Annotated in this window: 22 protein-coding genes and 7 tRNA genes; 11 read left to right on the top strand and 18 right to left on the bottom strand. The window is 70.9% G+C overall.

What is annotated here, in order from left to right; genetic code table 11:
• The first annotated feature begins 51 nt into the window (after positions 1 to 51).
• Complete coding sequence (locus tag ACFZBT_RS35760; protein ID WP_391113096.1) at positions 52 to 780, top strand: exonuclease domain-containing protein; 729 nt, start codon at positions 52 to 54, stop codon at positions 778 to 780.
• A 66-nt stretch (positions 781 to 846) separates the two neighbouring features.
• On the opposite strand, the gene ACFZBT_RS35755 is transcribed toward ACFZBT_RS35760, so the two are convergent.
• Both ACFZBT_RS35755 and ACFZBT_RS35750 read right to left on the bottom strand, forming a co-directional pair.
• Positions 847 to 918 (bottom strand) — tRNA-Val (locus tag ACFZBT_RS35755).
• Between the two features lie 39 nt (positions 919 to 957).
• Complete coding sequence (locus ACFZBT_RS35750) at positions 958 to 1,404, bottom strand: SRPBCC family protein (protein ID WP_391112962.1); 447 nt, start codon at positions 1,402 to 1,404, stop codon at positions 958 to 960.
• Positions 1,405 to 1,502: 98 nt separating this feature from the next.
• Here ACFZBT_RS35750 and ACFZBT_RS35745 point away from each other — a divergent pair, with 98 nt between their 5' ends.
• Complete coding sequence (locus ACFZBT_RS35745; RefSeq protein ID WP_391112959.1) at positions 1,503 to 3,875, top strand: SCO7613 C-terminal domain-containing membrane protein; 2,373 nt, start codon at positions 1,503 to 1,505, stop codon at positions 3,873 to 3,875.
• A gap of 7 nt (positions 3,876 to 3,882) precedes the next feature.
• On the opposite strand, the gene ACFZBT_RS35740 is transcribed toward ACFZBT_RS35745, so the two are convergent.
• The 7 genes from ACFZBT_RS35740 to ACFZBT_RS35710 form a co-directional block, all read right to left on the bottom strand.
• Positions 3,883 to 6,624, bottom strand: coding sequence for a Tat pathway signal sequence domain protein (locus tag ACFZBT_RS35740; RefSeq protein ID WP_391112956.1), 2,742 nt, complete (start codon positions 6,622 to 6,624; stop codon positions 3,883 to 3,885).
• Between the two features lie 130 nt (positions 6,625 to 6,754).
• The gene (locus tag ACFZBT_RS35735; RefSeq protein WP_391112953.1) at positions 6,755 to 7,345 is read right to left on the bottom strand and encodes a hypothetical protein; all 591 of its coding nucleotides are present in this window, start codon (positions 7,343 to 7,345) and stop codon (positions 6,755 to 6,757) included.
• A gap of 7 nt (positions 7,346 to 7,352) precedes the next feature.
• On the bottom strand, positions 7,353 to 8,216 hold the full coding sequence (locus ACFZBT_RS35730) for an ABC transporter permease subunit (RefSeq protein WP_391112950.1): 864 nt from the start codon (positions 8,214 to 8,216) through the stop codon (positions 7,353 to 7,355).
• Positions 8,216 to 9,214 carry an ABC transporter permease subunit gene (locus tag ACFZBT_RS35725; RefSeq protein WP_391112947.1) on the bottom strand — a complete coding sequence of 333 codons (999 nt, stop codon included), beginning with the start codon at positions 9,212 to 9,214 and terminating at the stop codon, positions 8,216 to 8,218. Before ACFZBT_RS35725 ends, ACFZBT_RS35730 begins: the two co-directional genes overlap by 1 nt.
• Positions 9,214 to 10,503: an extracellular solute-binding protein gene (locus ACFZBT_RS35720; RefSeq protein WP_391112944.1), complete on the bottom strand. Its 1,290-nt coding sequence runs from the start codon at positions 10,501 to 10,503 to the stop codon at positions 9,214 to 9,216. Before ACFZBT_RS35720 ends, ACFZBT_RS35725 begins: the two co-directional genes overlap by 1 nt.
• Before the next feature lie 672 nt (positions 10,504 to 11,175).
• Positions 11,176 to 11,247: transfer RNA gene (locus tag ACFZBT_RS35715), tRNA-Val, on the bottom strand.
• A 78-nt stretch (positions 11,248 to 11,325) separates the two neighbouring features.
• On the bottom strand, positions 11,326 to 11,784 hold the full coding sequence (locus ACFZBT_RS35710; protein WP_391112941.1) for a TIGR02611 family protein: 459 nt from the start codon (positions 11,782 to 11,784) through the stop codon (positions 11,326 to 11,328).
• A 191-nt stretch (positions 11,785 to 11,975) separates the two neighbouring features.
• Here ACFZBT_RS35710 and ACFZBT_RS35705 point away from each other — a divergent pair, with 191 nt between their 5' ends.
• Together ACFZBT_RS35705 and ACFZBT_RS35700 are read left to right on the top strand one after the other, a co-directional pair.
• Entirely contained in the window at positions 11,976 to 12,389 is a 414-nt protein-coding gene (locus tag ACFZBT_RS35705) for an SsgA family sporulation/cell division regulator (RefSeq protein ID WP_004002642.1), read from the top strand.
• 326 nt (positions 12,390 to 12,715) lie between these two features.
• Positions 12,716 to 13,276, top strand: coding sequence for a CGNR zinc finger domain-containing protein (locus ACFZBT_RS35700; protein ID WP_391112938.1), 561 nt, complete (start codon positions 12,716 to 12,718; stop codon positions 13,274 to 13,276).
• Between the two features lie 86 nt (positions 13,277 to 13,362).
• Here ACFZBT_RS35700 and ACFZBT_RS35695 read toward each other — a convergent pair whose 3' ends face one another.
• The gene (locus ACFZBT_RS35695; RefSeq protein ID WP_382497674.1) at positions 13,363 to 13,518 is read right to left on the bottom strand and encodes a hypothetical protein; all 156 of its coding nucleotides are present in this window, start codon (positions 13,516 to 13,518) and stop codon (positions 13,363 to 13,365) included.
• Positions 13,519 to 13,676: 158 nt separating this feature from the next.
• Positions 13,677 to 14,123 carry a hypothetical protein gene (locus tag ACFZBT_RS35690; protein ID WP_391112934.1) on the bottom strand — a complete coding sequence of 149 codons (447 nt, stop codon included), beginning with the start codon at positions 14,121 to 14,123 and terminating at the stop codon, positions 13,677 to 13,679.
• Positions 14,124 to 14,307: 184 nt separating this feature from the next.
• Here ACFZBT_RS35690 and ACFZBT_RS35685 point away from each other — a divergent pair, with 184 nt between their 5' ends.
• On the top strand, positions 14,308 to 14,835 hold the full coding sequence (locus ACFZBT_RS35685; RefSeq protein ID WP_391112931.1) for a DsbA family protein: 528 nt from the start codon (positions 14,308 to 14,310) through the stop codon (positions 14,833 to 14,835).
• A gap of 18 nt (positions 14,836 to 14,853) precedes the next feature.
• Here the strand turns inward: ACFZBT_RS35685 and ACFZBT_RS35680 are convergent, their stop codons facing one another.
• Genes ACFZBT_RS35680 through ACFZBT_RS35670 form a run of 3 tightly spaced genes read right to left on the bottom strand, consistent with a single transcriptional unit; the run spans position 14,854 to position 17,593 of the window.
• Positions 14,854 to 15,678, bottom strand: coding sequence for a GNAT family N-acetyltransferase (locus tag ACFZBT_RS35680; RefSeq protein ID WP_391112928.1), 825 nt, complete (start codon positions 15,676 to 15,678; stop codon positions 14,854 to 14,856).
• A 53-nt stretch (positions 15,679 to 15,731) separates the two neighbouring features.
• Complete coding sequence (locus tag ACFZBT_RS35675; RefSeq protein WP_391112925.1) at positions 15,732 to 16,553, bottom strand: aminotransferase class IV; 822 nt, start codon at positions 16,551 to 16,553, stop codon at positions 15,732 to 15,734.
• Positions 16,550 to 17,593, bottom strand: a complete 1,044-nt coding sequence (locus ACFZBT_RS35670) for a chorismate-binding protein (RefSeq protein WP_391112922.1) — start codon at positions 17,591 to 17,593, stop codon at positions 16,550 to 16,552. The genes ACFZBT_RS35675 and ACFZBT_RS35670 overlap by 4 nt, the downstream gene beginning before the upstream one ends.
• 178 nt (positions 17,594 to 17,771) lie before the next feature.
• Here ACFZBT_RS35670 and ACFZBT_RS35665 point away from each other — a divergent pair.
• The 5 genes from ACFZBT_RS35665 (at position 17,772) to ACFZBT_RS35645 (ending at position 18,240) form a co-directional block, all read left to right on the top strand.
• Positions 17,772 to 17,844: transfer RNA gene (locus ACFZBT_RS35665), tRNA-Gly, on the top strand.
• Positions 17,845 to 17,880: 36 nt separating this feature from the next.
• Positions 17,881 to 17,954, top strand: a tRNA-Cys gene (locus ACFZBT_RS35660).
• A 1-nt stretch (position 17,955) separates the two neighbouring features.
• A tRNA-Val gene (locus tag ACFZBT_RS35655) sits at positions 17,956 to 18,027 on the top strand.
• A gap of 26 nt (positions 18,028 to 18,053) precedes the next feature.
• Positions 18,054 to 18,125 (top strand) — tRNA-Val (locus tag ACFZBT_RS35650).
• 43 nt (positions 18,126 to 18,168) lie between these two features.
• Positions 18,169 to 18,240, top strand: a tRNA-Val gene (locus ACFZBT_RS35645).
• Positions 18,241 to 18,293: 53 nt separating this feature from the next.
• Here ACFZBT_RS35645 and ACFZBT_RS35640 read toward each other — a convergent pair.
• The 4 genes from ACFZBT_RS35640 to ACFZBT_RS35625 all read right to left on the bottom strand — a co-directional run bounded on the left by ACFZBT_RS35640 (position 18,294) and on the right by ACFZBT_RS35625 (position 20,619).
• On the bottom strand, positions 18,294 to 18,593 hold the full coding sequence (locus ACFZBT_RS35640; RefSeq protein ID WP_193480248.1) for a zf-TFIIB domain-containing protein: 300 nt from the start codon (positions 18,591 to 18,593) through the stop codon (positions 18,294 to 18,296).
• 79 nt (positions 18,594 to 18,672) lie between these two features.
• Positions 18,673 to 19,608 (bottom strand): phosphotransferase, encoded by a 936-nt coding sequence (locus tag ACFZBT_RS35635; protein WP_391112918.1) that lies wholly within the window; start codon positions 19,606 to 19,608, stop codon positions 18,673 to 18,675.
• Between the two features lie 357 nt (positions 19,609 to 19,965).
• Entirely contained in the window at positions 19,966 to 20,145 is a 180-nt protein-coding gene (locus ACFZBT_RS35630) for a hypothetical protein (RefSeq protein ID WP_391112915.1), read from the bottom strand.
• Positions 20,146 to 20,379: 234 nt separating this feature from the next.
• On the bottom strand, positions 20,380 to 20,619 hold the full coding sequence (locus tag ACFZBT_RS35625) for a hypothetical protein (protein WP_391112913.1): 240 nt from the start codon (positions 20,617 to 20,619) through the stop codon (positions 20,380 to 20,382).
• A gap of 195 nt (positions 20,620 to 20,814) precedes the next feature.
• On the opposite strand from ACFZBT_RS35625, the gene ACFZBT_RS35620 reads away from it, so the two are divergent.
• A complete protein-coding gene (locus tag ACFZBT_RS35620; RefSeq protein ID WP_391112909.1) occupies positions 20,815 to 22,287 on the top strand; it encodes a protein kinase in 1,473 nt (490 codons plus the stop codon).
• Positions 22,288 to 22,389 lie beyond the last annotated feature (102 nt).

Genomic DNA, 22,389 nt, shown 5'->3' with positions numbered 1-22,389 from the left:
GGCAGCGGACGGTGCGTCAACTGCCGAAGGTGAACGAGGGGTTGTGTGGCTATGACGACGTGCTGGTACGAGGGGGCGCTGGCCGCCTTCGACACGGAGACGACGGGCGTGGACGTCGAGACCGACCGGATCGTGTCGGCCGCCGTCGTCGTCCAGGACGCCCCGGGCGTCCGGCCGCGGGTCAGCCGCTGGCTGGTGAACCCGGGGGTTCCGGTGCCCGCCGAGGCGACGGCGGTGCACGGGCTGACGGAGGAACACCTGCAGCGCAACGGCAGGTGGCCGGCGCCGGTGATGTACGAGATAGCGGAGCTGCTGGCCGAGCAGGCGCACGCCGGCCGCCCGGTCGTGGTGATGAACGCGCCGTTCGATCTGACCTTGCTGGACCGGGAGTTGCGCCGCCATCGCGCCTCCGCCCTGGACCGCTGGTTCGAGCCGGCGCCGCTGCTCGTGCTCGACCCGAGGGTCCTGGACAAGCACCTGGACCGCTACCGCAAGGGCCGCCGCACACTGACCGACCTGTGCGCGCACTACGGCGTCACGCTGGAGGGCGCGCACGATGCGGCGGCCGACGCCGTGGCGGCACTGGAGGTCACCCGGGCGGTTGGCCACCGGTTCGCGTCCCGGCTGGAGCGGCTCGCCCCCGGTGAGCTGCACACGCTGCAGGCGGTGTGGCACGCGGCCCAGGCCCGGGGCCTCCAGGCGTGGTTCGCGCGCAGCGGTGTCGAGGAGTCGGTCGACCCGGCCTGGCCCCTGCGTCCGGAACTGCCGGCGGCGGCCTGAGCACCTGGCCCGGGGCGTCCGGGCATGAAAAAACCGGTCCGTCTGAGACGGACCGGCTGTTTCCGGTGGGCGATACTGGGTTCGAACCAGTGACCCCTTCGGTGTGAACGAAGTGCTCTCCCACTGAGCTAATCGCCCGGGAACGCACTGAACAATACAGGCCCCGGCACGTTTCCTTCAAACCGCTTCGAGGTGCCTGACGAGTCCGCGCCGCCCGGACCGCATCATCAGCGCGTGGTTGGCGCGGAAGACGGGGCGTCCCGGTACGGCGAGCCTTCTCAGCAGCGGCTTGGTCACGCTCACGACCTGGTCGTACCGCGCGAGACTGCCCGGCCCGAGCGGTGTGACCGTCCAGCGCGCCCAGCCCTCGACGTCCCCGGACAGGGCGGTCGTCAGCACGCCGGCCGCGGGGTCGCGCCGCACCTCCCGTGCCGTGAGGGTCATGTCGTACGGCAGGACGGAGCGGATCCGGATCACGCCGGTGGTCTCGTCGAGCCGGGTCACCTGCCGGACCTGGCGCCACCAGCGGGGGTAGTCCTCGGCTCGGCCGAGCGCCTCGTAGACGGCGTCGGGCGGCGCGGTCAGGGGCCACAGACTGCGGAAGCGGTAGTGGTTCCAGTCCATGACCGCAGTGTGCCCACTCCTGGTGGGGGCTTGTCTGAGTACGCGCCTGAGTATCCGCACTCATGCCGTGCGAGGTGACGCGGACCACACTCCCAGGCATGACGCACCTTCCGCCCCCGGCCGAGGAGTTGCGGCTCCTCGATGCCGAACTCCGGCAACTGGACGCCCGCAGGGCCCAGTTGCTGACCCGTCGCGCCTGGCTGGTCTCGGTCCTGCAACGGGCCCAACAGCCGCTGCCGGTGGCCTGGGCACCCACGGCACCGCCCCGCCCGGAGACCGCCGCGCCCAGCGTGCAGAACGTCCTCCTGGTTCTCGGCGGTGTGCTGCTCACGCTCGCGGCCGCGGTGTTCACGCTGGTCAGCTGGGGTCATATGGGAATCTCCGGGCGGGCGCTGGTGCTCGGCGCGGTGACGCTGGCCGCGCTCGCCGGGCCCGCGCTCCTGCTGAAGCGGGGGCTCCGGTCGACGGCCGAGTCCGTGGCGGGACTCGGGCTCGCCCTGACCGTCCTGGACGCGTACGCGCTGCACGAGGCCGCCCTCACCGGGACTGACGGGACCGGGTACGCGGCGGCCGCGTCGGCGGTGCTCGCGGCGATCTGGGCGGCGTACGGCCTGCTGCCGGCGACGGCCGCACTGCGGCTGTCCCTGCCCTCCGCCCTGACAGCGGCCCAGTTCCCACTGCTGCTGTGGGCCCTGGCCGCCGACGCGGGTCCGTACCTGATCACGGCCGCGCTGCTGGTGACCGCCTCGCTCGATGTGGTGGTGGCGCTGCGGGTGGCGACCGGTTCCGTTCGGATCGCCGCTGTCGTCGGTGCGTACGGCATGGGCGGCTGGGGCGTCCTGGCCGCCAGCTGGCTGTGGCTGGCGGCGGACGATCCGGGCGCCGCCGCCCGAGCCGGGGGGCTTCTCCTGCTCGCGGCGGCCATCGCGCTGGTCGCGGCCTGGCGGGGACCGGGCCCACGGCACTCTCTCGGTCTCGCGATCGCCTCGGGGCTGCTCACTGTCGGCGCTCCGGGCGGAGTGGCCCGCTCCGTACTGCCGGACATGTGGGCGGTTCCGGCCCAGCTGGTGTGCGGGATCGCCCTGTTGGCGGCGGTGTGGGCCGGGCGGCTGCCCGACTCGATACGGCACGGGTTCGCCTGGGCCTCCGGTGCCGTACAGGCGCTGGCTCTGCTGTGGACCCTGCCCGTCGTCACCGTGGCGCTGCTGGGACCGGCCGGCTGGGCGGGCCGGGTGTGGAGCGGCGCTCCTTCGGACGCCCGTACCGCGGTGACCGTCGAGGCGCCCTGGCCTCCGGACTCAGCGGCGGCGCCCGTCGTGCTGGTCGCCGTCGCGGCCGTTCTCGCCCTGGCGATCCGCACGGAGCCCTGGCGTGCGCGGGCGCGGCTCGGCGCACTGGGCCTGCTCTGGGCGACGGCGCTGACTCTTCCGCCGGTGCTCGGGATTCCGTACCTCGCGGGCATGTCGGCCCTCGGGGTCATGACGGCGGCCACGCTGTACGTGCGCCGGGACGCGGTGCCGGCCGCGCGGCTCACGGCTCTCGTGCTCGCCCTGGTCACCTCCGCCAGTCTCGCCCTGACCGCTCTCGCCTCCCAGACCGCGACCCTCGTCGTGCTGTCCGTGCTGGTGGCGCTGTTCGCCGCGGCCTCATGGCAGACGAGCGTCGCCCCCGTCACGGCTCCGGCCGCCCTCGGATACGCCGCCGCCCTGGCCTCGGCCACCGGTGCCGCCGCGGACTGGCCGGCCGCTGGAACCGCCCTGTTGGTCCTGGCCGTCCCCGTGGCCGCGGCGCTGCTCGCGGCGCGTCTCGGTGAGCACCGGGCGACTCCGCCGGTCGAGATCGCGGGAGCCGCCACCGGCCTGCTCGCCGTCGGTCTCGCCGTCACCGATCCGCCGCTGCTCGCCCTGGTACTGGCTCTGTGCGGAGTGATCGCCGCGGGCACCGCGCTGCGTCCCGGCCGCCGTCCCGTCGGCTACGCGGCCACGGCCCTGTTCGTGCTGTCCGCCTGGGTACGCCTCGCCGCCTGGGACGTCGGCACACCCGAGGCCTACACGCTCCCCGTGACCGTGCCCGCACTGCTCGTCGGCGGCCTGCGCCGGCGCCGCGATCCGGGAGCGTCCTCCTGGACGGCGTACGGCCCCGGACTCGCCGCCACCCTCCTGCCGAGCCTCGTCGCGGCCTGGGGCGACCCGCACTGGACGCGGCCGCTGCTGCTGGGCACGGCGGCACTGCTGGTCACCCTGCTGGGAGCCCGGCACCACCTCCAGGCGCCGCTGGTGCTCGGTGGCTCGGTGCTGGCCCTGGTCACACTGCACGAACTCGCCCCGTACGTCGTCCAGGTGACGGGCGCACTCCCCCGCTGGGCGCCTCCCGCCCTCGCCGGACTCCTGCTGCTCGCGCTCGGGGCGACGTACGAGCAGCGGATCAGGGACGTCCGGCGGGTGCGGGAGGTTCTGGGCAGGATGAACTAGCCCCCGGCTAAGGCATCTTGTCGCCCACCAGGGCCAGGTTCTGGATCGCCGCCAGGCCGTACAGCGCCGTGGCGTTGGTGGACACCCAGGCCGCCTCGCTGCCGGGGACGAGGCCGGCCGGGCCCTCGATCTTCTTCGTGGACCAGTCGGTGGACTCCTTGTAGTCCCAGGTGTCGGCGCTGTTGTAGAACTGCCGCCACGCCCGGGCGGCCAGCTTGTCGTCGCCCGCCTGGACGGCGGCGTAGGCGTCCTGCCGGGAGTGGCCCTGGAAGAGCAGCAGGGAACCGAAGTCGGAGCCGTAGCGGGCCTTCTGCTCGGCCTTGGTGGCGTTGAAGTAGCGGCAGTAGTCGAGCCACGCCTCCTTGAACTTCGGCATGTCGATCTGGTCGATCAGCTCGGCGCACAGCTCGACCAGGCCGAACATGGCCGACAGGTGCGAGACGCCGACCTTGGCCTCCTCGGCCACGGCGAACTTCCCGGTGTCCAGGTCGTACAGCGCGTTGCCCTGGACGAAGCCGTTGGGCTGGGCGGCGATGGTCTCCATCGTGGACAGGACCCTGGCCTTGGCCTTCTCCCACTTGGGGCCGCGCCGCTCCCACTCGGTGAGCCAGGCCGAGACCAGGCCGCTCCAGTCGGTGCCGAAGCCGATGGACAGGGCGTTGCGGTCGGGGGTGTACGGCTCGGTGCGGATCTTGCGGATGGGGTCGAGGACGAGGAAGGTCTCGTCGGAGTCGACGTTGGCGTGCATGAGGTCGCCGACGCGTTCGTCCGCCGTGAGGAAGTAGTAGTAGCGGCGATAGGTGGTGTTGGCGATGCGCTGCTGCTTGGCGCTGTCGGCGTAGTGCTGGACACCGTGCCGGGTGCCGAGGCCCGCCCACTTGCCGAGGTGGTAGACGTCGACCTCGCCGGTGTGCCGGGTCATGGCCTCGGCGAAGCGGAAGATGTCGGCGCGGCCCGAGCGCATGTAGGCGAACCAGAGCCACAGGTCGGGCGAGAGCTCGGAGTTGTCCCAGGCGTAGCCGCCGACGTCGTAGCACCACTGGTGACGGCTCGGGTCGTAGCTGTGCATGATGTCGCCGTAGTCCCAGAAGCCGTACCAGCGGCGCTGCTCCACCTGGTCCTTGTAGTAGGTGAAGAGGAAGTCGAGATGGTCCTCGATCTTCGCCTTGGCGGCGGTGGAGCGGTCCGGGGCGGAGAACAGCTTGCCGAAGACGCCGGCCTTGATGAGCTGCTGGGGCGGGGCGGCGAGCTGCGGCGGCGTGCGTACGGCCTCCACCTGCCGGGCCATGGCCTCGGCGTTCGGCGTGGAGTCATGGGCCCAGAAGAGGAGTTCGCTGGTGCGGGCGATGCCGTAGGGGGTGCCGAACCCGGGCTCGTAGTCCTCGTAGGTGATGTTGAGGCCTTCGAGCTGCTCGGGGTAGGTGTCCTGGCCCATGCCGTCGTGGTAGAAGCGCAGGTCCATGGGCTGCGCCTCGGGCGACCAGAGCCAGAGGGTGACTTCGGCCGTGTCGGTCTGGGCGTCGCGGATGTCGAGCTGGGCGGGGAACTTCTCCCAGAAGTCCCGCAGACCGAAGGCGAATCCGCCGCTCGCGCCGCCGACGTACCCGAAGCCGCTGGCGCGCCTGCCGCCGCCCGCCCCGATCCAGCCGTGGCCCTTCTTCGTCCGCTTCCGGACTGTGAAGCCGTCGGCGGAGAGCTGGGAGAGGGTGTAGTCGCCCCACTCGGGGATGTACTGGAGACGGGTGGTGACCCGCTGGTCCCAGGTGGCCGGGTCGGGCAGCTTCTTGCCCTCGAACTGGGCCGTACGCACCGCTGCCCCCGGGTCGCGGCGCAGTCCGGTGATGCCCTTGACGGCCTCGCGCAGCAGGCCGGTGCCGTCGCCGCCGATGCGGATGTGACGGTCGTACGCCTTGTCCCGCATCGGCACCTGGAAGCGCACGCCGAGTCCGCGGATGAAGTCGCCGCTCGCCTTCGCGGGCTCCTGCGTGCCGTCGAAGGTGAGGGTGTGGACCATGCGGAAGGAGTCGGCACCCGCGTAGAAGTAGAGACGGATCGAGAACGGCAGCCAGCTGCGGCCGCCCTTGCGGTGCTTGCCGTCGATCCGGACGACGGCGCGGACCGGACCAGACTGCTCGACCTCGACCTTGGAAATGGCGCCGTCGAAGCGCTCGGTCCTGACCGCTCCCTGGTCCTCGTCCTCGATCTCGGGCTGGCGGATCAGCACGAGCCGGCCGTTCTTCGCGATCTCCGTCGAGCCCCGCGTGACCGACTTGACGATCGTGGACCCGGACTTGCCGATCTTCGCGGTGATGACACCGGTCGAGATGTCGATGGTGCCGCCGCTCTTGTCGACGATGACCTTCTTCTCGGGGGCGGCGGGGGTGCCGGCGGCGAGAGTGAGCTTGCCGTTGCCCGAACCGACCGCGTGCGCGGTCCACTTGAGGGAGCCGTCGGGCCAGTAGGCGATCGGCCAGGACTGCACGGGAACGGCCTTGCCGTCCGCGTCCGTGAGCGCGAAGGTCTGGTCCTTCTCGTAGGCGCCCTTTGGCCACGGGACGCCGACGGTGGAGCCGGGGGCCGCGCCGAGGCCGCCGTCCTCCAGCCAGTCGAGCGTGACCGGGTCGGCGTCGGCGGGCTCGGCTCCGGGGGCGGCCTGCGCGTTCTGCGCCCCCAAGGCCCAGCTGAACTGGGCGGCGGCTCCGGCGACGGCGGCCGCCTTGAGGAGGGACCTGCGGGGGATGGGAGACATAGAGATGCTGCCTTTCCTTGTCCGTGCGGGGAAGCAAATCCGTGCGCTGAGCCGGTCAGGGGCATGACAGTGCGAGATGCGGCGCGGCGCCCGGGGCGCCGGCCGAGCGGAGGGGGACGGACACCGCCGGTCAGCGGTGCCGGTACCGCTCCTCCACGGCGACGGCCGCCGCCGCGACGGCCCCGAGGACCGGGACCGCCAGCGGCGCGACGAACCAGGCGGACAGGGCCACCACGGCCAGCCCGGCGATGATCAGGAAGGACCCGGCAGGGTCGAGAACCGTCCGGCGCCAGGCCTGCGCGAACAGAGTCCGCCACCGGGCGTCCGGCTCCCAGACCGCCGCCGCCCGCAGCCCCGCCACGACGAAGGCGATCAGCGCGACGACCCCGACGGCCCCGACGAGCGGCCCGCCGGGAATCCCCGCCCGGGAGGCCTGGACGTCCACCCAGACCGCGGCCACCGCGGCCCATCCGGCGAGCCCGGCGAGCCACCCGCCGCGCACCGCCTTACGGAAGTCCCCTGCGAACTCCCGCCAGCCACCGCCCTCGTGCGCGGTACGACGCCGCAGATGCCGCGCACCCGCGGCGAACGCGGCCGGATACGTCACGACGCCCAGCGAGGCCACCGCGATCCACACCCCGGTCAGCAGACACTCGGCGAACACGGCGAACCGCTCGGCGAGCACCGACTCGCCCCGTGCCTTCACTCGGGTCCCGGCCATGCCCGCCTCAGCCCTTCAGACCCGACGTGGCCATGCCGTCGATCAGATACCGCTGGAAGGCCAGGAAGAAGGCGAGGACCGGCAGCAGCGCGACGAGCGACATGGCGATCATGCCGCCGTAGTCGGCCACGCCCTCCTGGTCCACGAACATCTTCAGCCCCAGCGAGACCGTGTACTTGTCGGGCTCGTTGAGGTAGATCAGCGGCCCCATGAAATCGTTCCAGGCGTTGATGAACGTGAAGATGGCACTGGTGATCAGAGCGGGCCGGCACAGCGGCAGCACAATCGACCAGTAGATCCGCAGGTGCCCGCACCCGTCGAGCCGGGCGGCCTCGTCCAGCTCCCTGGGCAGGTTCCGCATGAACTGCATCATCAGGAAGACGAAGAACGCCTCCGTCGCCAGGTACTTCCCCAGCAGCAGCGGGGTGTAGGTATTGATCATCTCCATGTTGCGGAACAGCACGTACTGCGGGATGAGCAGCACGTGATAGGGCAGCAGGAGCGTGCCGATCATCAGCGTGAACAGCAGGTTGCGGCCCGCGAACCTGATCTTCGCGAAGGCGTACGCCGTCAGCGAGCAGGACAGCAGGATCCCGACCACGGAACCCAGCGCGAGCATGAGCGAGTTGAGGAAGAACGTGGAGATGGAGATGTCCGCGATGCCCTCGCTGAGCCGCGTGTAGTTCGAGGTGATCGGATCGCCCGGGAAGAGGTCCAGGCTGCCGACGACGTCCTCGCTCTTCTTGAACGACCCGCCGATGACCCAGATCACCGGGTAGAGGATCACCGCGAGGATCAGCAGGGACGCGATGTGCCAGGCGGCGGAACCGGGCAGTTTGTGACGCGAAGTCGAGAGACCGGCGGAGCTCATCACGCGCCCTCCTCGTAGTGCACCCAGCGCTTCTGGGACCAGAACAGCACCGCCGTCACCAGGGCGACCGCGACGAGCAGCATCCAGGCCATGGCGGAGGCCAGACCCATCCGGCTGTTCTCGAAGCCCTGGACATAGAGGTAGCAGGTGTAGACCATCGAGCCGTCGGCCGGTCCGCAGGCGTTGCCGCCGGCGCCGCCGCCGACGATGTACGCCGAGCTGAAGATCTGGAACGAGTGGATCGTCTCCAGCAGGACGTTGAAGAAGAGCACCGGGGAGATCATCGGCAGGGTGATGTTCCAGAACCGCCGCATCTTCCCTGCCCCGTCGACCTCGGCCGCCTCGTACAGCTCACGCGGGACCTGCTTGAGGCCGGCCAGGAAGATGACCATGGGGGCACCGAACTGCCAGACGGTGAGCGCCACCAGACTGTAGATGATCATGTCGGGGTCGCCGGTCCAGCCGCCGACATCCACGCCGAAGATCTTCTGCGTACGGTCGACGATCGCGTCGTCCGAGAAGATGGCCTTCCAGACGATCGCGATGGAGACGCTCGCCCCGATCAGCGACGGCGCGTAGAAGGCGGCCCGGTAGAAGGCCTGCCCGCGCCGGCTCTGGGCGAGGAGCAGCGCCACCCCGAGGGCCGCGATCAGCTTGAGCGGCGTGCCGACGACGACGTACCAGAGCGTGACCTGCACCGAGTGGCGCCAGCGCGGGTCGCCGAACATCTCGGAGAAGTTGTCGAGGCCGATCCACTTGGGCGCGTCGAACAGGTTGTAGTCGGTGAACGCGAAGTAGAGCGAGGCGACCATCGGGCCCGCGGTGAGCAGCAGGAACCCGGCGATCCACGGGGACATGAAGAGATAGCCGGCCAGGTTCTCCCGACGCCGCCGCCGCTTGAGGGCGGCGGGGCGCTCGGGCTTCACCGGACCGTGCCGCGGCTCGGAGTCCTGGGACAGGCCCTCCATCGCAGGGGCGTGTGTCACGGTGGTTCCCATCAGGTGCCGAGAGCCGTCTTCGACTCGGTGAAGAACTGCTTGACGGCCTCGTCCACCGACCTCTTGCCCAGGGCGAGTTCCTCGGCGATGCGCAGGAACGCGGACTCGCAGATGTCCGCGCCGTTCGGGTGCGGGGTGATGGGCTCCAGCACACCGGCCTCGACGAGGGACTCCTCGTAGGCGGCGATCGCCTTGTTGACCTCGTCGGTCGGCTTGTAGGCGTCGTACTGCGTCTGCGTCGCCGGCACACCGCGGTCGTAGCCCATGATCTTGGCGACCTCGGGGTCGTGCACCATGAAGTCGATGAACTGCGCGACCTCCTTGGGGTGCTGGGTGCGCTTGGAGGCGCTCAGCATGAGCGAGCCGAGGTACTGGCCGGTCTTCTTGCCGTCCGTGGTCGGGATGGGAGCCAGGCCGTACTCGCTCTTGCCCTCGCTGGTGTAGCGGACGGTGAAGTTGTCCCAGGTGAACTCGCCTCCGGCCAGCTCGGCGGCGACCGCCGACTTGGGCTTGTTCTGGACGACCTTCTTGGCATCGGCGTAGATGCCCTCCTCCACGCCCTTCTTGGCCTTCGTCCACCAGTCCGTCAGGTCCGCCTCGGTGAAGCCGAGTCCGTCCTCGGTGAAGAACGCCTTGCCGTTCTGACGCAGGTACAGGTCGTAGAGGTACATGACGCCGTACAAGCCGCTGTCCCCGGCGCGGCCCGTCTTGTCGCGGATCTTCTTCATCGCCGCGTCGAATTCGTCCCAGGTCCAGCCCTGCTCGGGCTTGACGCCGGCCCGGGTGTAGACGGGCTTGTCTATGACCAGAGACATCGAGTTGGAACCGACCGGAACGCCCAGGAGCTTGCCGTCGATCTCGCCGAACTTCTCCAGACCGGCCCGGAATCCCTCCATCCGGAGGTTGCCCGCCTTGGCCTGCTCGCTGAGATCGAGCAGCACGTTCTTCGCGTCGTATTTGCGGAGGAAGCCGATGGCATTCTGGAAGACGTCCGGCGGATTTCCACCGGAGGCCTGGGTGTTGAACTTCTTCCAGAAGTCGAGATAGGGCTGGAAGTCCGTCTTGACCTTGATCTTCGGGTACTTCTTCTCGAAGAGCGCGATGGTCTTGTTGATTCTCTGGGCGCGGTCCTCCGCTCCCCACCACGCATAACGAATCGTCACCGTCCCGTCGGCGGAGGTCCCTCCGTCACCACCGCAGCCGGTCGTCGCGGCCAGCCCCAGCGTGGCCGCCGTGGCCCCGGCCGCCTTCAGGACCGTACGTCTCTCAACATTCCTGCCGTTCACCACGGTTGGACCTCCCCGCGCATCGTCCCGCTCGCATGAATCGTTTCAAGTAAGCGCTTGCTGGCACAAGGTACGGAGGGGCTGAAGGTGCGTCAATGATTCGGACAAGAATTTCTTACCGAGCGGGTCGGGGGCGGAGCGGGGCCGGGAGGCGGGGTCGAGGGCCGGACAGGAGGACGTTGCTGGTGAGGCGCGTGCGACCGAGGGGGCGAACGAGGGTGGGCCGGTCGTGCGGGTTTCGGGGGCGACCGAAAGCCGACGGTGGGGCGGAGAGAAGAGCAGGGGCTGGATCCGGCCATGAGGTGGCCGGGGCGAGGGGTCTGAGCCGGATGCGGAGTACTCGGCGTGGGCGCTGGGGGCGGGTGGTGCGCAGCCCGGCGGAGCGGGGGGACCCCCACCGCCCACCCGTGCCGCCCTTAGCGGCACGCATGCCCGCAGCGGGGGGAGCCCGCACCCGCCGGACTACGCAAGGGGCCGTGTCGGGGGGTGTCCGCCCGCAGCGGTTGTCGCGTCAACGAACAGCGAGTCGGTATCCGACCCCATCGCGACGTTCCGAGGACGGACACCCCCCGACACGGCCCCGACCCACCACCCGGCGTCAGGCGCAACGCACGCCCGAAGAGAGCGACACGACAGCGGCCCACCCGCTCTCCGCAGGTGGGCCGCTGATCCAGGTGGGCGATACTGGGTTCGAACCAGTGACCCCTTCGGTGTGAACGAAGTGCTCTCCCACTGAGCTAATCGCCCGGACGCAGGAAGAACATTACCCCATGTCAGGGAGTGCCTGTGACCAGCGCGGGGCCTGCACCGGCACCCCGGCGCGGCTCACTGGTCCTTGATCTTCCACGGCATGACTATGCCGAACTTCCACACGTAGAAACCGACCAGTACGCCCACGATCACCAGCCCGATGGTCGTCAGGATGATGTTCCGCCGCCGCACCTTGGGGTCAAGGGCACGCTGCGCCGCCTCGGTGACCTTCCGCTTGGTCCAGCGGAGCACCAGCTGGGCCCAGACGAACTCGGTCGCCCAGATCGCCATGCCGCCGAAAATAACGACCCATCCCGGCCCGGGAAGGGGCAGCATGATGATGCCGGCCACGACGACCGCGAGCCCGATGATGAAGACACCGACCTGCCAGCTCACATGCAGCACCCGGCGCGCTTTGATGAATTCCGGTGCTCGCGAGCCAAGCCCCCGCTCTTGCTCGCTGCGCACCTCGTCCGTCCCCGTCTCGTCCGATGCCACGGCCACCTCGCCCGGCTCGTTACTCCCCGTATTCATACGGCCAAACACTACCCGAGCGAAACCAGTCACCGGAATGGACGCACGGCGCGAACGATCTTAGGGCCGGAAGAGTTACGTAAAGGCACGCAAAACACTCAGAGGGGTTTACAACGGCACCGTAGGTGGCATGTCGATTTCGCCGACGTGCGAATCCCCGAGCGCACACTGAGCGAAAGGCCCTGGCGCTTATGAACACCACGGTCAGCTGCGAGCTGCACCTGCGCCTCGTTGTGTCGAGCGAGTCCTCCCTGCCTGTCCCCGCAGGCCTGCGGTACGACACGGCCGACCCCTACGCCGTGCACGCCACCTTCCACACCGGAGCCGAGGAGACCGTCGAGTGGGTGTTCGCCCGCGACCTCCTCGCCGAGGGACTTCACCGCCCTACCGGCACCGGCGACGTCCGCGTCTGGCCGTCGCGCAGTCACGGCCAGGGCGTCGTGTGCATCGCCCTGAGCTCACCGGAGGGCGAGGCCCTGCTCGAGGCCCCGGCACGGGCCCTGGAGTCCTTCCTGAAGCGGACCGACGCCGCCGTGCCGCCCGGCACGGAGCACCGGCACTTCGACCTCGATCAGGAGCTCTCGCACATCCTGGCGGAAAGCTAGGGCGAGGCCCTCACAAAGCCGCCCGGCGCCGTCGACTCGGGGAGACGGCTCGGGCTCGGACAACCGCATACGGGATACACCGGCGCCGACACCGCGGATCACGCGGAGCCGGCGCCGGTTCGCGTGCGCCGACGGGGAGACCCGGGGACAACGGGAGAGAACGGGAACGATCGTCGTCACTGTCGGTAGGCGGGAACCATGGCGGGCCCGGCGGCGTTCTATTCGAAGCCATGTGCGGGCATGAGGGCCGTCCGGTGGGTCCGGAGCCATTACCATCGGCCAGCATCGGCGGGCACCTGCCCGACCCCCAGGCCAGGGAGCGAATCGTGCTGATCACCCACGACACCCGGTGCGCCCTCGACACCGTGGTCGATCTGGTGAACACCGCACCGGAGGACGACACGGCAGCGGACGGGCTGCCGGACGTGGCGACGCTCACGGACTTCGTGAGCAACCACGAGATCAGCGACGTCGGAGCGCTCTCGGAGTTCGACCTCTCCGCGGTGCGGAAGATCCGGGGGCGGTTCGCCGCGGTCTTCGCCGCCCCCGACGCCCGGGCCGCCGCCGGACTGATCAACGAGCTGGTCGCGGCCGCCGGCACCACACCCCGGCTCACGGACCACGACGGCTACGACTGGCATGTGCACTACTTCGCACCGGGTGCCTCCGTCGCCGACCACCTGGCGGCGGACTGCGGGATGGCACTGGCGTTCTTCGTGGTCGCCGGAGAGCAGGAGCGGCTGCGGCGCTGCGAGGCGCCCGACTGCCGCCGCGCCTTCGTCGATCTCTCTCGGAACCGCTCCCGGCGGTACTGCGACAGCCGCACCTGCGGCAATCGCCTGCACGTGGCCGCGTACCGGGCGCGCCGCAGGGAGGCGGCGGGCTGACAGCCGCCTTCGGAGGACCCGAGGCTCAGAAGGCCATCGATGCCGACGCGGCCCCGGCGGGTGGCGCCGGGTACCGCGGGTACGGCTCACAGCCACAGCAGATCGTGCAACGAGGCCATGAGCAGCAGACACCCGATCACCGCAAGGAAGATCATCAGCGGTGGCTGGGAAAGGGCGAAGAGACAACCACGTGGCTCGTCCTGCGGCGGCGCGGGGTCGCTCTGTCTCGTCGTGTCCAGCATCTCGCGGTGATGATGGCGCAGCCGCCCCGCCAGGCGCGATCAGCGCCCTACTTCCGTCCGGGGGTGCGCCGATTGCGTGAGGTCCGGTTCAGGTTGTGATCACTTTGGCGCGTCCTCGGACCCACTGTGACGATTCAGTCCGGCGCGCGGCATGGCCGTCATATGCCGTGCTTCTTGAGGATGGCCTCGATGTCGCTGAAATCGTCCTCTCCGCGGGACGCCGCCGCGGGCCGGGAGGCGGAGCGGGAGCCCTGCCCGCCCTGCCCCAGGGAGGGCGCCGAGGCCGCCGGGGCCACCGCCTCGGGCCGCCCCGCCGTCCGGGCCGCCCTGCGCTCCTTGCGGGTGCCGCCGCGGCGGCGCTCCACGACGCGGGTGGTCGCGAACAGCGCCCACGCGAGCCCGAGCACCCCGAAACCGGCCCAGGCGGTCGGGCTGAACGCCGTGTCGGCCAGCCATTCGACGACTCCCGTCATCACCAGGCCGATCGGCACGAGCGAGTACGCCGTGATACGGGCCGCGGCGAGGAAACGCTTGCGGTACGCCGTGATGGCCGCGATGCCCAGGCCTGCCGCGGACACGGCGGAACAGACGGTCTCGGCAATCATCCGGTCCTCCAGGCGTGGCACGGTCGGGCAGGGGCACTTCGTCCCTTCCATCCTGCACCCGCCGCACCCCGGCGGGCCATGCCTCGCCCCTACATCAGGGAGATCTCCGGGTCCATCAGGGAGATCTCCGGGTCGCCTCCTCCGCGGGTGCCGGTGCGGGTGCACGGGCTGGAAGACTGTCGGCATGAGCGACTCCTCCCCTGCCCCGTCCACCGCCCCCGTCCTCGAGATCTGGTGCGACCTCCAGTGCCCGGACTGCCGCACCGCGCTGGACGACCTCCGATCGCTGCGCGCCCGCTACGGCGAGCGTCTGGAGCTGCGGCTGCGGCACTTCCCCCTGGAGAAGAACAAGCACGCCTTCGCCGCCGCCCAGGCCGCGGAGGAGGCGTGGGAGCAGGGCCGGGGATGGCCGTACGCCGAGGCCCTGCTGGGACGGGTGGAGGAGCTGTCCCGTAAGGGAGAACCCTTCCTGGTCGAGGTGGCCGGCGAACTGGGCCTGGACGCCGAGGAGTTCGACACCGCGCTGATCGACGGCCGGCACATCCTGATCGTGGACGCCGACCAGGCCGAGGGCAAGGCGATCGGCGTGACCGGCACCCCGACCTACGTCATCGACGGCGAGCGGCTCGACGGCGGCAAGAGCCAGGAGGGGCTGCGCGAGCGGATCGAGGAGATCGCGGACCGGCTGCTGGCGGAGCAGGAGCAGGGCTGACCCGGCCCCGCCGGACCCTTACAACAGTGGCTTGTACATGACGTACAGCTTCGTCTCGTAGCCGAGTGACTCATAGAGCCGTTCGGCCGGGTCGTTGCCGGCGAAGACGTTGAGGCCGATGGTCCGCCTGCCCTCGGCGATCGTTTGGGCCTCGGCCAGCAGCATGAGGGTGCGGCCGTGTCCCCGGCCCCGGTGGGCGGCGTGGGTCTCGACGACGAAGACGAAGGCATCGTCCTGACGCACCGCGAGCCACAGATCGCCCACCGGTGTCCCCTCGTGTTCGACGACGCTGATGAACGTGCCCGGTGTGGCCAGGCCCTCGGGCAGCAGGGCGGCGTGGTCCCGCTCCGACTTGGCCCGGGCCTCGGCCTCCGGCACGCCCCGCGCGATCCAGCTCTGCGCGTAGTCCTCGTGGCCCTTCTCCAGCCAGGGGCCGAACTCCGCCTCGGTCATGGGCCGGGCACGACTGCCCTGCGGCAGTTGCGGCGGGGTGTCACCGAGCGACTTCTCCATTCCGCGGTTGCGCACGACGTAGCCGAGCGCGGTGGCGAGCCGGAACGCGGGCCCGGCGTCGGCGGGCACCGCCGCCTCGATGCGCCGGCACCCCCAGCCGCGCGCCACCTCCTCGGCGGCGAGCGCGGCCACCGTGCCCCGGCCGCGTCCGCGGTCCGGTTCCTCGATGCGCAGCTCCGTGATCCGGGCCACCGCGCGGCCGAACACGGGATGTGTGCCGAGGTGTATCGCCCCTACGGGACGGCTGTTCACACACACCTGGAATCGGCGTGAGCGCGTCCCGTCGGCGTTCTGCTGAAGCGGCTCGGTCGGCCGCAGGGTCGTGGTCATCAGGGGTGTTCTACCCGCAACCGGACCCCGGGGCAGCCGAATATGGGGGGCTGTCAGGGATCGAGGTCGTGCCCGGAGCGCTCGTCGAAGATCCGCATGGCCTTGGCGGTCACCGGGCCCGGCGCGCCCGGCAGCTCACGGTCGTCGACGCGGTGCACGGCCTGCACGTCCCGCAGCGTGGACGTCAGGAAGACCTCGTCGGCCCGCTCCAGCGCGTCCAGCGGCAGATCGGTCTCCCGGGCACCGGTCCATGCGATCGCCAAAGCGCGCGTGATGCCCGCGAGGCAGCCCGAAGCGAGCGGCGGAGTGTGGATCTCGCCGTCGAGGACGACGAAGACGTTGGACCCGGTGCCCTCGCAGAGCTGTCCCGCCGTGTTGCCGAACAGGGCCTCGGACGCGCCCTGTTCGCGGGCACGGGCGAGGGCCACGACGTTCTCGGCGTACGAGGTGGTCTTCAGGCCGGTGAGCGCGCCGCGCTCGTTGCGAGTCCAGGGGACCGTGATCACGGCGGTGGAGTCGGGGCGGCGGCTGGTCGCGCCGAGGGCGACGAGGAGGGTCGGGCCGTGCTCGCCGCGGTCGGACCCGAGCGGGCCGTGTCCGCCGGTGTAGGTGATCCGGAGGCGACCGAGCGGCGCGGGGTTGGCCTCGATGACGGCGGCACAGGCGCGGCGCACCTCGTCGTGGTCCGGGTCGGGCAGACCGAGGCCGCGCGCCGACCGGGTCAGCCGGTCGAGGTGCCGGGTGAGCGCGAACGGCCTGCCGTCCACGGCCTTCACCGTCTCGAAGATGCCGTCGCCCACGGTCAGCCCGTGATCGAAGACGGAGACGCGGGCGGACTCGCTGTCCTGCAGCCCGCCGTCGAGCCAGATCTTCACGTCAGGTCCTCTCCACTCACCTCGTACCCTCCCGACGCTATCGCGAGCAGCCGGGACGCCTTCAGCTCGGTCTCCCGCCACTCCCCCTCGGGATCCGAGCCCCAGGTGATCCCCGCGCCGGTACCGAAACGCAGCACGCCGTCGGCCCGGTCGATCCAGAACGTACGGATGCCGACGGCCAGCTCACCGACACGCCGGTCGGCGTCGACCCAGCCGATCCCGCCGCAGTACGGCCCTCGGGGCGCCGTCTCCAGCGCCTCGATGATCCGCAGGGCGCTCGACTTGGGCGCGCCGGTGACCGAACCGGGCGGAAAGGCGGCGCCGAGCAGTCCGGCCCAGCCGGCCCCGGTTCCCAGCTCACCGCGGACAGTCGACACGAGATGGACCAGCCCCGGGTGCTTCTCGACGGCACACAGATCGGGCACCGTCACACTGCCCGTGGCACAGACCCGTCCGATGTCGTTGCGGACCAGGTCCACGATCATCACGTTCTCGGCGAAGTCCTTCTCCAGCAGGTCCGCCTCGGTGCGGCCGGTGCCCTTGATCGGCCCGGACTCGACGACCCGTCCGTCACGCCGCAGGAACAGTTCGGGTGACGCGGTGGCGATCTCCACACCGTGACCGGGCAGGCGGATCGTTCCCGCATACGGTGCCGGGTTGCCGCGGGCCAGCAGCGCGGTGAGGGCGTCCACGTCCGCGCCCGGCGCGACGGGCGCGGACAGAACCCGGCACAGATTCGCCTGGTAGACCTCGCCCGCCGCGATGTGCTCGCGGATCCGCCGGACGGCCGCTGTGTACGCGGCGTGGTCGAGCGAGGACGTCCAGTCGTCCGCCGCCGGTGCCCGCCACGCGCCGGGCACCGGGGCGGGCACGGGCTGCTCCCCCACGTCCCTGAAGCGGGCGCAGGTCAGACGGCCCTCGAAGTCGGCGCAGACGGCCCAGAAGCCGCTGGATTCCAGGGCTTCGGGATCGTCGGTGACATCGAGGAGCCCGGTGGCGACGCGGTCGCCGAAGCGGGCCAGAGGAGGGAGGTCGGACACGCAGTCGAGTCTATGGCGGTGTCCTGAGAGTGACCGGAGGATGTCCCTTCCGGGGGTTCCGCGACCTCCCTGAGCAGGGTAAGCGCAGCACGCTGCACAAACGCGTTTTTGTACTGGCCCCGGAATCCGCTAGAGTTCAACACGTCGCCGGGCCGCGAGAGCGGGTTGGAAACGACAAGCGGACGTAGCTCAGTTGGTAGAGCGCAACCTTGCCAAGGTTGAGGTCGCCAGTTCGAACCTGGTCGTCCGCTCGCAGGAACAGGGGGCTCCCGGTCCCCTACACTCCTGGTGGAGTGGCCGAGAGGCGAGGCAACGGCCTGCAAAGCCGTCTACACGGGTTCAAATCCCGTCTCCACCTCCAAGGACGATTAGCTCAGCGGGAGAGCGCTTCCCTGACACGGAAGAGGTCACTGGTTCAATCCCAGTATCGTCCACTGGATCTGCTCCAAGATCCGAACCCGCGCGATTAGCTCAGCGGGAGAGCGCTTCCCTGACACGGAAGAGGTCACTGGTTCAATCCCAGTATCGCGCACGCAGTGCCCATGATCCGCTCCACGGAGTGGCCATGGCCCCGAGGACGATTAGCTCAGCGGGAGAGCGCTTCCCTGACACGGAAGAGGTCACTGGTTCAATCCCAGTATCGTCCACACCACACCGGAGCCCCCGGCCGTTCGCGGCCGGGGGCTCTTGTCGTGTCGCGTCACGACGAGAACAGCATGTGCCCGAAGCCCTTGTTGCGGTGGTGACCGTGGTGGCCGTGGCCGCCGTGATGACCGTGGCCGCCGTGCGGGGCGCCCCAGGCGGGAGCCGGAGGGGCGGGGTAGGCCTGCGGAGCGGGCGGGGGCGGCGGCGCGCCCTGGGACCACTGGGACTCCAGGCGGGTCAGCGACTCCAGCTCGCCGTAGTCGAGAAAGATCCCGCGGCAGCCGCTGCACTGCTCGATCTGGACACCGTTGCGGTTGTACGTGTGCATGGGCGCACGGCACTTCGGACACTGCATGGTGGTTCAACTCCTCGCCGGTCGATCCTGCTTCGTGTCTCGCCAGGACAGACTCTGTCCCGCTGTGGTCGGTTGCACCCTACTTCGCGTGCTCCTGCGCCAACTGCGGCGGGAGGGCAGCCATTCGGTCACAGGCGTCCACGACCAACTGCTCGACCTCGTCCGGGTCACGGCCGGCGGCGGCCGCCTTGGCGACGACCCTGGCCGCGGTCTGCACGGTGAGGGCGCGGGCGGGGACGTCGAGAGCGGGCCAGGGGTCGCCGTCGGCGGGTACGGCCGGGCCGCCGGCCTCCCGGTAGGCGGCGAGGAAGCGGCCCCACTCATCAGGCAGTAGCAGCCCGCAGGCGTACCAGGCCGCAGGGCGGGCGAGATCCCAGGCCGGGACGCCGACACCGAGGTCGTCGACGTCTATCAGCAGCCAGGGGCCTTCGGGGGCGGGGTGGCGTATGAGCTGACCGAGGTGGAGGTCGCCGTGGCAGAGGGTGCGAGTGTGCGGCATCGGCGCCTCGGCACGGGCCCACGCGGGAAGGGTGTCCCAGGCCCGCAGGACAGGAGCGGCGGCGGGATGCGGGGTGGCGTTCCGGAGCTTCTCGATGGCCCGGGCCGCCTTGGCGGGGCCCCGCATGGCGGGGAGGGCGTCGGGGGCGGGGGTGCGGTGGAGGCGGGCGAGGAGGGTGGCGGCCGCTTCCCAGGGCGCGGCGTCCGGGTCGTCCGGATCCACCGGGGTTCCGTACGGCCAGCACGTCACGAGTCTGCCGTGCAGGTCGGCCGGTGTGGGAGTGAGCGGTGCCAGGAGGATCTCGGGGTGGCGGGTGGCCACCGTGAGGCGGCTGGTCAGTTCGGTGGGGTCGGACTCCGGGGGGTGGGCCTTCGCGACGAGGCCGGCGTGGCGGACGACCGTCGCGTCGGGGCGGTCCGCAAGGGTGGCGGTTCCGCAGGGGCAGGACGACGAGCGGGCGTGGGCGGTCGCTCGGGCCTTGGCGGTGAGGTCGGCCAGCAGGGGGGCGGGGGTCACGGGGTGAGGGTACGGGCAGGTGGGGGCAGGGCCGTAGAGGGCTGTCGGCTTCAGGTGCTCGGCGTTGGTGCCCGGGGCGGGTGGGTCCGCAGCCCGGCGGAGCGGGGTGCCTCCCCCACTCTCGGCTTCGCTCGAGCGGGGGGGGACCCCCACCGCCCACCCGTGCCGCCCCCAGCGGCACGCATGCCCGCAGCTCGGGCGGCACGCATGCCCGCAGCTGAGCCTGAGAAAGAGCAATGCCGGCGCAGCTCCCCAGCTGCGCCGGCATTTTTTGCCGTCCGCCGTACCCCCGTCCCCACGGGGTTTCATGGGTGGATGTCCCCGCCCGGACCGCTCTTCCGGGCCTGGGGTCGCCGCTCAGCGCCCCAGCATCTCTCCCACGGACGACGCCTGTGTGGCCACTGTCTCCCACCCGTCGAAGACGAGGAGGAGCAGGACCGCCAGGGGAAGGGCCATCACCGTCGCCACCAAGGGGTGGCGGCGGCCCGTACCGCGCTCCCGCGTGCGGACCAGCGTCCGCGGTGCCGTGTGGGCCATGGTCCCTCTCCTGACCGTTCTCAGTTGTCGTTGGCAGCGGCGGGCGTCTGACCTCGGGGGACGAGTGCTGCACCCGCCGCTTGACCTCAAATCTAGGCGTCCGGCCCTCCCCGGGCGTCATGCCCTCGTACCGATTGCCGGGCCTCCCGGAGGATGAGCCGCTACCTGCGATGTACTCCCCTGGGTGGAGACGGAGAGCCGGCTCTCAGGGTCTTCCCCGAAGGGATGCCCGGCTCACACCGCTTTGTCCGAGCTTTCCTCCCGCGGAACCGGCTGTTCCACCAGCGCCAGCACCCGGTTCGCCATGAAGCGGGCCGTACGCACCACTGCCCCACTTCGGGTGACTTCGCTCACTTCCACGACACCTCGACGTACCGCCGTCTCCACCTTGCGGCCCGCCCTGCTCGCCACCACCTCGTATGTGCGTGTCGTGTCACCGGCGTCCACGACTATTTCCACACGGTCACCCTTCACGGGTCCAATCCCCCTTCCGTGGCAGGTGGTTGGGCTCGACCCCCGCGCGAACACGGCCTGTCCGCACGCCCCCTGACCACACTTCAAGTCTCCCACCCACCACTGACAATCCATCGGCCCGAGAGGGCGCGGCCTCTGCGCGTGGGCGGCCGTGGAAACGTAAGCTGTGGCTCGTCACAGGACCGGGCAGCGGGGATGAACATGGCGATGATGCGCCTGAGGCGCGAGGACCCGCGCGTCGTCGGCTCGTTCAGGCTTCACAGACGGCTCGGCGCGGGCGGGATGGGCGTGGTCTACCTGGGCTCCGACAAGAAGGGGCAACGGGTCGCGCTCAAGGTCATCCGGCCCGACCTGGCGGAGGATCAGGAGTTCCGCTCACGCTTCGCGCGTGAGGTCTCGGCGGCCCGGCGGATCCGCGGCGGCTGCACGGCCCGGCTCGTGGCCGCGGACCTGGAAGCGGACCGGCCCTGGTTCGCCACACAGTACGTACCGGGACCCTCCCTGCACGACAAGATCGCCGCCGAGGGACCGCTCGGCGCCGCCGACGTCGCGGCCGTCGGGGCGGCTCTGTCCGAGGGCCTGGTCGCCGTCCACGAGGCGGGGGTCGTGCACCGGGACCTGAAGCCGTCCAACATCCTGCTGTCCCCGAAGGGGCCGCGGATCATCGACTTCGGCATCGCCTGGGCCACCGGCGCCTCGACGCTCACCCACGTCGGCACCGCGGTCGGCTCGCCGGGCTTCCTCGCCCCTGAGCAGGTGCGCGGGGCAGCCGTCACCCCGGCCACGGACGTTTTCTCGCTGGGGGCCACGCTCGCGTACTCCTCGATGGGCGACTCGCCGTTCGGGCACGGCAGTTCCGAGGTGATGCTGTACCGCGTCGTGCACGAGGAGGCGCAGCTGCACGGCGTGCCCGACGCGCTGGCTCCGCTCGTCCGGGCGTGCCTGGCGAAGGACCCCGAGGAGCGGCCGAGCACGCTCCAACTGTCGCTGCGGCTCAAGGAGATCGCGGCCCGGGAGGCGCAGGACCTCGCCGGGGTGCGGCCGCCCGCGCCGCGCGGCGCAGAGACGGACCGGCCCGTCGACACCTACCCCGAGCGGGCCCGGCGTCCGCAAGGACAGCAGGGCGCGGGCCCGTCAGGCGTGCAGCGGGGCCGGGGCACTCCCCCACCGCGGGGTTCCGCCCCCTCCCGGGACGGCGTACCGTCCGCGGACGGTACGGCTTCCCAGAGCGGAGCCGGCGCCCGGGGCGGTGGCCGGCCCTCCGGCAACGGGAGCGGGAACCGGTCGGCGGGTGGCGCCAACCGCGGCAGGACTCCGGCGCGCGGACGCGGCGCGTCGGCGCGGTCCGGGGCGCGGCCGACACCCACCGGGCGCAACGGGACCCGGTCGGGCAGCGGCAACCGCCCCGCCCCGCACAGTGGTACCGGGCGGCCGTCCAGGACGGGGACCGGGCTGCGGCCCGCCAATCCACGGTTGCTGCGGCAGCGGCTGTTCGTGTTCGTCGTGGTCACGCTGCTGGTGGCGATCGGCATCGCCCTGGTGCAGGGCTGTCAGGGTCCGGCGCGGGGACTCGGCGGCGACGGAGGCGGCGTACGGGAGCAGCAGGTCCATCGGTCGCAGGCGCTGGACGACGTACGCGCGCGGCCGGACGGTACGACGCGCGGCTGACCCCCGGACTAGGGCCTGTCGTTTGGATCACGCCGCAGACGCGGGGCCTGGCACGCACATCTGCCGCGTTCTCGTCGGTCGCCGACGCTCCGCGTCGACTCC

The organism is Streptomyces sp. NPDC008137 (assembly GCF_042957035.1).
Taxonomy (GTDB): domain Bacteria; phylum Actinomycetota; class Actinomycetes; order Streptomycetales; family Streptomycetaceae; genus Streptomyces.
The sequence above is the reverse complement of the archived record's forward strand: the minus strand, read 5'-3'. Positions and strand labels throughout refer to the sequence as shown.